A 12,176-nucleotide genomic window follows, 5' to 3' on the forward strand; every position below is an offset into this window, starting at 1 on the left:
ACTCACGCTCAAGAGGGCAGTTCCCTGTCGATGAACTCGAACAACTCGTCGTCCGACGCGGAGGCGAGGCCGCCGTCGTCAGCGGCGGGGCGGTGCTCGCCGGTGGCCTCGGCCGGTGTGTCGTCGTTGAGCCGCCACAGCAGCGCCTCCAGGCGCTTCGCCAGCCGACCGCGGGCCTCGTCGTGGGCACCGAGCCCCGCCATCGCCGCCTCCAGCCGCTCCAGCTCGCCTAAGACGGGCGCCGAGGTGTCCGGCTGCGCGGGGCACAGCCGCGTCCGCAGTTCGGCGGCGATGGCCGAGGGCGTCGGATGCCTGAAGACGACGGTGGCGGGCAGCCGCAGCCCGGTGGCGGCGGCGAGCCGGTTGCGCAGTTCGACACCGGTCAGCGAGTCGAAGCCCAGGTCCTTGAACGGGGCGTCACCGGACACCGCCCCGGCGTCGGCGTGGCCCAGGACCGCCGCGGCCTGCGTGCGCACCAGCGTGAGCAGGATCCGGTGCTGCTCCTCCGCGGGCACCGCCGTGAGCTGGGCGACCAGACCGGCGGCGGGCGCCCTGGTGGCGGCGGTACGACGGGGGGTCGTCCCGCTGTCGAGGAGCGTGCGCAGCAGGGCGGGCAGGGTGTCCGCGGGCTGGGCGGCCAGGGTCCGGAGGTCGAGCCGTACGGCCGCGGGTTGCGGGGCGCCGTGCCAGCATGCGGCGTCCATCAGCCCCAGTGCCTGCTCGCCGGACATGGCGGCGATGCCGGAGCGGGACATCCTGGCCAGGTCCGCCTCGTCCAGATGCCCGGTCATACCACTGGCATCGGCCCACAGTCCCCAGGCCACCGAGACCGCCGGGAGGCCCATGGCCTGGCGGTGGACGGCCAGGGCGTCGCAATAGGCGTTGGCCGCCGCGTAGTTGGCCTGGCCCGGACTGCCCATCACGCCCGCGGCCGAGGAGAACATCACGAACATGCCGAGCCGCAGCCGCGCGGTGGCGGTGTGGAGATGGGCCGCGGCCGTGGCCTTGGGCCCCCACACCCGCGCCAGACGCTCCGGGGTCTGCGAGGTGACCACCGCGTCGTCCAGCACACCCGCCGCGTGGACGACACCGGTCAGGGGGTGTGCCGGGTCGATGCCCGCGACGAGGTCGTGCACCGCGGGGCCGTCGGTGACGTCCACCGCCTCGATCCGGGCCTCGGCCCCCAGGTCGGCGAGTTGGGCCACCAGTTCCTTGGCCCCGGGTGCGTCGGGGCCGCTGCGGCTCACCAGCAGCAGATGGCGGACGTTCCAGGTGCGGACGAGATGTCCGGCGACCAGTGCGCCGAGGGTGCCGGTGCCGCCGGTGATGAGCACGGTGCCGTCCGGGTCCACCGGGGCGGGGACGTCCAGGACCAGCTTGCCGGTGTGCCTGGCCTGGCTGAGATACCGCAACGCCTCACGCGCCCGGCTGAGCGGCCACGCCTGTACCGGGGGCGGTTCGAGCACACCGGAGGCGAACAACTCGCCCAGTTCGCCCAGCATTTCGCCGATGCGGTCCGGACCGGCGTGGGTGATCAGGTCGTAGGCCCGATACGTCACTCCGGGGTACTCGGCCGCGATCAGCTCCGGGTCGCGGATGTCGGTCTTGCCCATCTCCAGCAGTCGGCCGCCCTCGCGGAGGAGACGGAGCGAGGCATCGACGAAGGGCCCGGCGAGGCTGTTGAGCACCACGTCCACACCCCGGCCACCGGTGGCCTCCCGGAGTGCCTCTTCGAAGGCAAGGTCGCGCGACGAGGCCCGGTGGGCCGCGTCGATGCCCATCTCCTCCAGGGTCCCGTGCTTCGCGGGGCTCGCCGTCGCGTAGACCTCCGCGCCCAGGTGCCGCGCCATCCGCACGGCGGCCGTTCCCACGCCACCGGTCGCGGCATGGATCAGCACCGACTCTCCGGGCCGTAGCCCGGCGAGGTCCGTCAGTCCGTACCAGGCGGTCAGATACGCCACCGGCACGGCCGCCGCCTGCCGGAAGCTCCAGCCATCCGGAATCGGCGCCAGCAACCGCGCGTCGGTGACCGCGAGCGGTCCGAACGACTGGTCCAGGACGCCCATGACACGGTCGCCCACGGACACATGGGTCACCTCGGGGCCGATGTCCACCACGACCCCGGCGCCCTCACCGCCGAGTCCGGTCTGGCCGGGCACCATGCCCAAACCGACCACGACATCACGGAAGTTGACACCGGCGGCGCGTACGGCGATCCGCACCTGGCCCGCGCCCAGAGGCTCCAGCACCTCGGGGCAGGGCACCGGTACGACGTTCTCCAGGGTCGCCGTGCCCGCGGTGTCCAGCCGCCATGCCTCGGGCTGCGCCACGGGGCCCGCCAGCCCCGCGCCACCGGTACCGGCATGGACCAGACGGGGCACGAGGACCCGACCGGCGCGGAGGGCCAGTTGGGGCTCGTCCATCTCCACGGCGCGCGCCACGGCGATGCGCACGGCGTCGGTGTACGGGTCGGCTTGGGAGCCGGGCCCATCGTCGCGGTCGAGGAGGACGAAGCGGCCGGGGTTCTCCGACTGTGCGCTGCGCACCAGGCCCCATACGGCGGCCGCGGCCAGGTCCACCCGGGCGGTGCTCTCGGGGCCGTCCACCGCCACCGCGCCTCGCGTGATCACCACCAACCGGGCGTCCGTCAGAGGTGGTTCGGCCAGCCAGCCCCGTACCAGCTCCAGCGCCCGTTCGGTCGCCGACAGCGCCTCGGCCGACGCCTCCTCGGCGCCCTCACCGGTGGGCCTGGTCAGGTCGGTCAGGTCGGCGAGAACGACGGGCGGTACGGGCTCGTCGTCTTCGAGTGCCGCGACGAGCGCGGCCGGATCCGGGTGGCCGCCGGCCCCCAGGACCGCCCAGCCATCGTCCCCGGCCACCGCCTCTCCGGCCCCTGCCACCGCCTCTCCGGCCCCGGCCGCGAGCGGCAGGGGAGTCCACTCGATGGTGAACAGACTGTCCGTGGCATGGCTGCCGGGGGCCACCGCCGCCCGCAGCTGATCGACGCTCGCGGGCCGCATCGCCACGGAGTCGACGGTCAGCACCGGAGCGCCGACGGCGTCGGCCACGGTCAGCCGCAGTGCGCGCTCGCCCTCGGCGGTCTCCTGGTGGGGAGAGAGACGTACCCGGACCGTGGTCGCCCCGGCCGCCCACAACGTCACGCCGTTCCAGGCGAATGGCAGCCAGACCCGGCCATCGGTGGGTTCGTCACCGGTCGTGCCGGTGTCACCGTGCGTGTCGAGCTGGTCGATCAGCAGCGCGGGATGCAGCGCGGTGTCCAGCAGCGCCGGATGGATACCGAATCCGGTCTGCTCCCCTGCGGCCTCGGGCAGGACCACCTCCGCGCACACGTCGGCCCCGTCCCGCCACACGGCCCGCAGCCCCTGGAAGGACGGTCCGTAGGCATAGCCCGAGGCCGCGACCCGGTCGTAGAACCCCTCGACGCCGAGCGGTGCCGCACCGGCCGGAGGCCACGCACCGCCCAGTCCCGGCGCCTCGTCGGAGCGGTCCGGGGGCGGGCTCAGCACACCCTCCGCATGGCAGATCCAGCCCGTGCCGGAGTCTCCTTCACCGGCGGCGGGCCGGGAGTACACCCGCACCTCGCGGCGCCCGTCCTCGGCGGCCTCGCCCACGACGATCTGCACCCGTAGCCCGCCCGACGGCGGCAAGACGAGTGGCACGTGCAGCGCCAGCTCGTCCACGCCGCCACAGCCGACCTCATCGGCCGCCCGCAGCGCCCACTCGGCCAGCGCCGCCCCCGGGACCAGCACCGCGTCCGCCACCATATGCTCACCGAGCCATGGGTGCGTACGCGCCGAAATCCGGCCCGTCAGCACATGGCCACGGCCATCGGCGAGTTCCACGGCGGCGCCCAGCAGCGGATGTCCGGCGGAGGCAAGCCCCAGGTCGGCCGGGTCGCCGGCGCGTCCGCCGTGGCCATCGAGCCAGTAGCGCTCGCGCTGGAACGCGTAGGTGGGCAGAGGGACCACACGGGGTGCCGGGGAATCCGGGTACAGGGTGGTCCAGTCGACGTCGACCCCGGCGGTGAACGCCTGGGCGAGCGAGTGGAGGAGCTGGGCCTGGCCGCCGTGATCGCGGCGCAGGGTGGGCACGGTGACGGCCGGAATCTCGGCTTCTTCGAAGGTCTCCTGCAAGCCGAGGGTGAGCACGGGGTGGGTGCTGGCCTCGATGAACACCCGATGGCCATCGGACAGCAGGGCCTGGACGGCATCGGTGAACCGGACCTGCTCACGGAGGTTCCGCACCCAGTAGTCCGTATCCAGGGCGGAGCCGTCGGTCCGGCCACCGGTCACGGTCGAGTAGAACGCCGTACCCGAACCGGACGTATCAAGCGGACGGACACCGGTCAGGAGCTCGTTCAACTCCTCACGGATCTCGTCCACTTGAGGTCCGTGCGAGGCATAGTCCACCTCGATCGGCCGCGCCCGCTCCCCCGCGTCCTGGCACGCGGCCACGACAGCGGCCACCTTCTCCGGCGGACCCGAGACCACCGTGGACGAGGGGCCGTTGACGGCTGCGACGCCTACGCCTCCGGCCTGGTTCCCCAGGTCGGAGAGCAGTTGGCCCGCCCGCTCCTGGCCAACGCCGAGGGAGGCCATCGCCCCGCCACCGGCCAGCCGCCGCAGCGCCTTGCTCCGCTGCGCCACGACCTTGGCGCCGTCCTCCAACGACAGGACCCCGGCCACCACGGCCGCCGCGATCTCGCCCTGGCTGTGGCCCACCACCGCCGCAGGACGTACGCCATGTCCGGCCCACACCGCCGCCAGCGACACCATCACGGCCCACAACACCGGCTGGACCACATCCACCCGCCCCAGATCCGCCGCGCGCTCCGCACCGCGCAACACATCCGTGAGCGACCAATCCACATACGGCGCCAGCGCCCGCTCGCAGTCCGCCACCCGGGCCGCGAACACGGGCGACGCTTCCAGCAGCGCTGCTCCCATACCGGCCCACTGCGAACCCTGGCCGGGGAAGACCAGCACCGGGCCTGCGTCTCCCGTCAGCGCCGCCGCTCCCGACCGCACGACGCCCGGATGCGCCACATCCTCCGCCAACGCCTCCACGGCGGCCAACAACTCCGCGCGGTCATCGCCCACCACCACCGCTCGATGCTCGAACACCGATCGCGTGGTGACCAAAGACCACCCCACATCGACGGGCGAGAGCTCGGACGCGCCGCCCACGCGGTCGGCCAGGGCGGCGGCCTGGCCGCGCAGCGCCTCCGCGCTCCGCGCCGAGAGCACCCAAGAGAACGTGCCCAGGTCGGAGGAGAACGGCTCCGTCTCCGGCCCGTCCGCCTTGGGAACCTCCTCCTCAGGAACCTGCTCCAGGATCACATGGGCGTTGGTTCCGGAGGCGCCGAACGAGGACACCCCGGCCCGGCGCGGCCGCTCACCGTCCGGCCACTCCACCGGCTCGGTCAGCAGCCGCACCGCACCGCTCTCCCAGTCCACATGCGAGCTCGGCTCATCGATATGCAGCGAGGCAGGCAGCATTCCATGGCGCATGGCCTGCACCATCTTGATGACGCCCGCGACACCCGCCGCCGCCTGCGTATGCCCGATGTTGGACTTGATCGAGCCCAGCAGCAGCGGCCGCTCGACCGGGCGTTCCTGACCGTAGGTGGCCAGGAGCGCCTGCGCCTCGATCGGATCCCCCAACGTCGTACCCGTACCGTGCGCCTCCACCGCGTCGACATCCGATGCCGACAACCCGGCGCTCGCCAGAGCCTGCCGGATCACCCGCTGCTGCGACGGACCGTTCGGTGCCGTCAGCCCATTCGACGCGCCGTCCTGGTTGACCGCCGACCCACGGATCACCGCCAGCACCTCATGGCCGTTGCGCCGGGCGTCCGACAGCCGTTCCAGCAGCAGAACGCCCACACCCTCGCCCCAGCCCGTACCGTCAGCGGCCGCCGCGAAGGGCTTGCAGCGGCCATCGGGGGCCAGGCCGCGCTGACGGGAGAAGCCGGTGAACACATCCGGGGTGGCCATCACCGTCACCCCACCGGCCAACGCCAGCGTGCACTCCCCCTGCCGCAACGCCTGCGCCGCCAGATGCATCGCCACCAACGACGACGAACACGCGGTGTCCACCGTCACCGCCGGGCCCTCGAAGCCCAGCGTGTACGCCACCCGACCGGAGACCACACTGCCCGAACCCGCGAGCATCGCATAGCCCTCGAGCTTCACATCCGCGCCGCCGCCGCTGAGCCCGGCGGCGTAGTCGTGGTACATCACGCCCGCGTAGACACCGGTCGGGCTGCCCTTCAACGACACCGGGTCGATCCCCGCCCGCTCCAGCACCTCCCACGACGCCTCCAACAGCAACCGCTGCTGCGGATCCGTCGCCAGCGCCTCGCGCGGATTGATCCCGAAGAACGCCGCATCGAACGCATCGGCGTCATGGAGGAAGCCACCCTCGTTCGCATAGCTGGTGCCCGGGTGATCGGGGTCCGGATGGAACAGCCCGTCCAGGTCCCAGCCCCGGCCGGTCGGAAAGTCCCCGATCACGTCCTTCCCCGACGCGACCAGGTCCCACAGCGTTTCGGGGGAGTCCGCACCTCCCGGGAAACGGCAGGTCATGCCGATGATTGCCACGGGATCGTCCGCATTGGCCCGCACCGCGAGGGGAGCACGGGAGCCCCCGGTCTCGCCCGTCAGCCGGGTGCACAGATACTCCGCAAGCACCCGAGGCGTCGGATAGTCGAATACCAACGTCGCCGGCAACCGCAACCCCGTCACCACCGACAACCGATTACGCAACTCCACCGCCGTCAACGAATCAAAACCCAACTCCTTGAACGCCGCATCCACCCGCACCTCACCCAACGAACCAAACCCCAACACCACCGCCACACCACCCCGCACCACATCCACCACCACACCCAACCGACCAGCCGCATCCAACCCCACCAACTCAGCCGCCAACCCCGAGGCCGACGGACCACCCTCAGCGGCCCGCCGCCGGGCACGGCCGGACACCAACCCCCGCAACACCGCCGGAAGCCCCTCACCGGCCACCCCGGCCGGGTCGAAGTCCACGGCCACCATCAGCGGGTTCGCGAACCGGCACGCGGCGTCCAGCAGGGCCAGCCCGCGCTCGGACGCCAACGGCCTCATTCCGCGCAGCCGCGTCAGATCCGCCCGGCCCATATGCCCGGTCATCTCGCTGGCCCGCGCCCACAGCCCCCATGCCAGGGAAAGCCCGGGCAGCCCAAGCGCCCGCCGATGGGCCGCCAGCGCGTCGACAAACGCGTTCGCCGCCGCGTATCCGGCCTGACCCGCGTTGCCCACGACTCCGGCGGCCGACGAGAACATCACAAACATGCGGAGCGGAAGATCCGCCGTGGCGGTGTGCAGATGGGCGGCCGCCGTGGCCTTCGCCGCCCACACCCGAGCCACCTGTTCCCGCGTCTGCGAGGTGACCACCGCGTCATCCAGCAGCCCTGCCGCGTGAATGACACCGGTCAGCGGATGCGCCGGATCGACACCGGCCACCGCCTCGGCCACCGCGTCCGCGTCCGTGACGTCCACCGCGGCGATCCGCACCCGCGCACCGAGATCACTCAGCCGCTCGGTCAACTCCGGTGCGCCGGGCGCGCCCGAGCCACGTCGGCTGACCAGGACCAGATGCTTGACCTGCCACGTACGTACGAGGTGCTCGGCCACCAGACCGCCCAGCAGACCCGTGCCACCGGTGATCAGCACCGTGCCGTCCGGGTCGAGCCCACCAGGGGTCAGCCCGCCGGATTCCGCCTCGTCGGCAACGCCGGTGTCACGGCCGGTGTCATGCGCGCGCATCAGCCGGGGCACCAGCGGCCCCTCGGTGCGCAGCGCCGCCTGTGGCTCATCCGCCCGTACGACACGGACCACAGCATCCGCCACCTCATCCGCGGCCGGATCGATGGCCCGGTGGAGATCGAGGAGAACGAATCGGTCCGGGTGCTCCGCCTGCGCACTCCGCAGCAGACCCCACAGCCCGGCGGCGGCCATATTCAGCTCTCCACCGCCGGTTCCGCCTTCAGGGTTCCCGGTCGGCACCGCGCCGCGTGTCACCACCACCAACCGGGCATCGGCCAGCCGTGGTTCGGCCAGCCACCCCTGCACCAGATCCAGCGCATGGCCGACGGCAGCCAGGCCATCAGTCGCCCTCGCCACGGCTCCGGCCTCCGCCGGACCACCGTCGGCGGGCAGGCAGGTCACGGCAAACGCTGGAGGTGGCGTACCGTCGTCGAGCGCGGCGACCAGCCCTTCGAGACCCGGATGGCACACCACTCCCCCGCCGCCGAGTCCGGGCTCCTCGGCCAGGTGCAGCGCGTCCTCGCCCAGGACGACCCAGCCCGTGGTGTCGGAGGCGTCCACGTCCGGCACGTCGGGCATCGGGATCCAGCCCAGCGTGAACAACCCATCGACGCCACGTCCGCCCACGGATCGCAGCTGACGGGGGTCGGCGGGGCGCATCGTCAGGGAGTCGACCGTGAGCACCGGGGCGCCCAGGCCATCGGCCACGACCACCCTCAACCCGCGCTCACCCGCCGCACCGTCCCGATGGGGCGAGAGCCGGACCCGGACCGTGGTCGCCTCCGTGGCCCACAAGGACACGCCGTTCCAGGCGAACGGCAGCCGCATCCCCCCGTCGTCGGTCGCCTCGATGTCGACGGCGAGCAGCATGGGGTGCAGGGCGGCGTCGAGCAGTGCCGGATGGATGCCGAATCCCTCCGCGTCCCCGGCCGCCTCGGGCAGCGCCACCTCGGCCAGGAGGTCCGCACCGTCCCGCCACACCGCGCGCACCCCTTGGAACGACGGCCCGTACGCATAACCCGCCGCCGCGGCATGCTCGTAGAAGTCCTCGACGTCCATCGGCTTCGCGCCCTCGGGAGGCCAGACTCCCGCCAGCTCCTCGGCCTCGGTCGGCGCGGTCGGCGCGGTCGGCGTGGTCGGCGTGGTCGGTGGGCTCAGGACGCCCTCGGCATGGGACACCCAGTCGGGATCCGCGCCGGGCTCGGCATCGCGGTCGGGCCGGGAGTACACCCGCACATCGCGCCGCCCGTCCTCGGCGGCCTCGCCCACCACGATCTGCACCCGCAGTCCGCCCGACTCCGGCAGCACCAACGGCACCTGTAGCGCGAGCTCCTCGATGCCGCCACTGCCCGCCTCATCGGCCGCCCGCAACGCCCACTCCACCAGCGCCGCACCCGGCACCAGCGACGCTCCCGCGACCACATGGTCACCGAGCCAGCCGTCACCGCCGGTGGCCGACACCCGGCCGGTCAGCACCAGCCCGCCAGCGGCAAGGCCCACCGCCGCCCGCAACAGCGGATGCTCCACCCGCTGGAGCCCCGCGGCACCCACATCTCCGACCCCGCCGGTGGCGGTGGCCCAGTAGCGCTGGCGCTGGAAGGCATACGTGGGCAGATCGACGGTACGAGGGGTGGGGCCACCCGGGAACGCGGCCCTCCAGTCGACATCGACCCCGGCGGTGAACGCCTGGGCGAGCGAGTGGAGGAGCTGGGCCTGACCGCCCTGGTCGCGGCGCAGGGTGGGCACGGTGACGGCCGAGATCTCGGCTTCCTCGAAGGTCTCCTGCAAGCCGAGGGTGAGCACGGGGTGGGTGCTGGCCTCGATGAACACCCGATGCCCGGCGGCCAGCAGCGCCTGAACGGCATCGGTGAACCGCACCGGCTCACGGAGATTGGTCACCCAGTAGGCGGCGTCCAAGTCGGTGGTGACGGCACGGCCGCCCGTCACGGTCGAGTAGAACGCCGTATCCGAACCGGACGTATCGATCGGACGGACGCCCTCCAGCACCCGCGCCAACTCATCGCGGATCTCCTCCACCTGAGGGCCGTGCGAGGCATAGTCCACCTCGATCGGCCGCGCCCGCTCCCCCGCCTCCTGGCACGCGACCACGACAGCGGCCACCTGCTCCGGCGGACCCGAGACCACCGTGGACGAGGGGCCATTGACGGCTGCCACACCCACTCCGGCGGCTTGGTCTCCCAAGTCGGACAGCAGCTGCCCCGCCCGCTCCTGTCCCACACCGAGCGACGCCATCGCCCCGCCACCGGCCAGCCGCCGCAACGCCTTGCTCCGCAACGCCACGACCTTCGCACCGTCCTCCAAGGACAGCGCCCCCGCGACCACAGCCGCCGCGATCTCGCCCTGGCTGTGGCCCACCACCGCCGCAGGACGTACGCCGTGTCCGGCCCACACCTCTGCCAACGACACCATCACCGCCCACAACACCGGCTGCACCACATCCACCCGCCCCAGATCCGCCGCACCCTCCACCCCACGCAACACATCCGTGAGCGACCAATCCACATACGGCGCCAGCGCCCGCTCACACTCCGCCACCCGAGCCGCGAACACCGGGGACGCCTCCAGCAGCTCCGCACCCATCCCCACCCACTGCGAACCCTGACCCGGAAACACCAACACCGGACCCACATTCCCCGCCAACGCCGCCACCCCCGACCGCACCACACCCGGATGCGACACACCCCCCGCCAACGCCCCCACACCACCCAACAACCCGGCCCGGTCACCACCCACCACCACCGCCCGATGCTCAAACACCGACCGCGACGAGACCAACGACCACCCCACATCGACCAACGAAAGCTCGGACGCGCCGCCCACCCGCTCAGCCAACGCCGCTGCCTGCCCCCGCAACGCCTCCACACTCCGCCCCGACACCACCCACGGAACCACCCCGCGCTCCTCAGGGGTCGGCGCCGACGCATCCTCCTCAGGAGCCTGCTCCACGATCACATGCGCATTGGTTCCGCTGATCCCGAAGGACGACACACCGGCCCGGCGCGGGCGCTCACCGTTCGGCCACTCCACCGGCTCGGTCAGCAGCCGGACACCGCCCCCGTCCCACTCCACATGGGGCGTCAGTTCCTCGGCATGGAGGGTGGCCGGGAGTACGTCGTGCCGCAGCGCCATCACCATTTTGATGACACCGGCCACACCCGCCGCACCCTGCGTATGGCCGATGTTGGACTTCAGCGAGCCGAGCCACAGCGGCCGGTCCTCCGGCCGGTCCCGGCCGTACGTGGCAATCAGCGCGTCGGCCTCGATCGGGTCACCCAGCTTGGTGCCCGTGCCATGCGCCTCCACCGCGTCCACCTCGGACGGGGCCAGCCGGGCACTGGCGAGGGCCTGGCGGATCACCCGCTGCTGGGAGGGGCCGTTCGGCGCGGTGAATCCGTTGCTGGCGCCGTCCTGGTTGATGGCCGAACCACGGATGACCGCGAGTACCCGATGACCGTTGCGCCGGGCGTCGGACAGCCGCTCCAGCAGTACCAGGCCGACACCTTCGCCCCATCCCGTGCCGTCGGCGTTCGCCGAGAACGCCTTGCACCGCCCGTCCGGGGACAGCCCGCGCTGCCGGGAGAAGCCGGTGAACACCTCGGGGGTGGTCATCACCGTCACCCCGCCGGCCAGGGCCAGGGCGCACTCCTCCTGCCGCAGCGCCTGGCACGCCAGATGGATCGCGACCAGCGACGACGAGCACGCCGTCTCCACCGTGACGGCCGGTCCCTCCAGGCCGAGGGTGTAGGACACCCGGCCCGAGAGCAGGCTCGGTGCGTTGCCCGCGTATCCCTCGGATCCCTTCTGTGGAAGGTCACCCGATGTGGTGCCGCCGGTGGTGGCCGTACCGGCGTAGACGCCCGTCCGGGAGCCCTTGAGGGACACCGGGTCGATTCCCGCCCGTTCGCATGCCTCCCAGGCGGTTTCCAGCAACAGTCGCTGCTGGGGGCTGGTGGCGAGCGCCTCGCGCGGGCTGATGCCGAAGAACTGCGGGTCGAATCGGTCGGCGTCGTAGAGGAATCCGCCCCGGCGGACATATGTGGTGCCGGGGTGGTCCGGGTCCGGGTGATAGAGGCTGTCGAGGTCCCAGCCGCGGTCGGCGGGGAAGTCCCCGATGGCGTCCACGCCGTCCGCGACCAGCCGCCACAGGTCCTCGGGCGTGTTCACCCCGCCCGGGAACCGGCAGGCGATGCTCACGACCGCGATCGGCTCCTGGTATCGCTCCTCCACCTCACGCAAACGCCGGCGCGTATCGTGCAGATCCGCGGACACACGCTTGAGATACTCGACCAGTTTCTCTTCATTCACGTTCACCATGAGGTTTCACCCGGC

1 protein-coding gene is annotated in these 12,176 nt (G+C 72.3%); it reads right to left on the reverse strand.

Annotation, left to right across the window (positions count from 1 at the left end; genetic code table 11):
* Window positions 1–8: 8 nt before the first annotated feature.
* Window positions 9–12,161, reverse strand: coding sequence for an SDR family NAD(P)-dependent oxidoreductase (locus tag ACMTAK_RS07090; protein WP_413805380.1), 12,153 nt, complete (start codon window positions 12,159–12,161; stop codon window positions 9–11).
* Between the last annotated feature and the right edge of the window lie 15 nt (window positions 12,162–12,176).

Origin of the sequence: Streptomyces lacaronensis (assembly GCF_047337785.1) — a bacterium.
Lineage (GTDB): Bacteria > Actinomycetota > Actinomycetes > Streptomycetales > Streptomycetaceae > Streptomyces > Streptomyces lycopersici.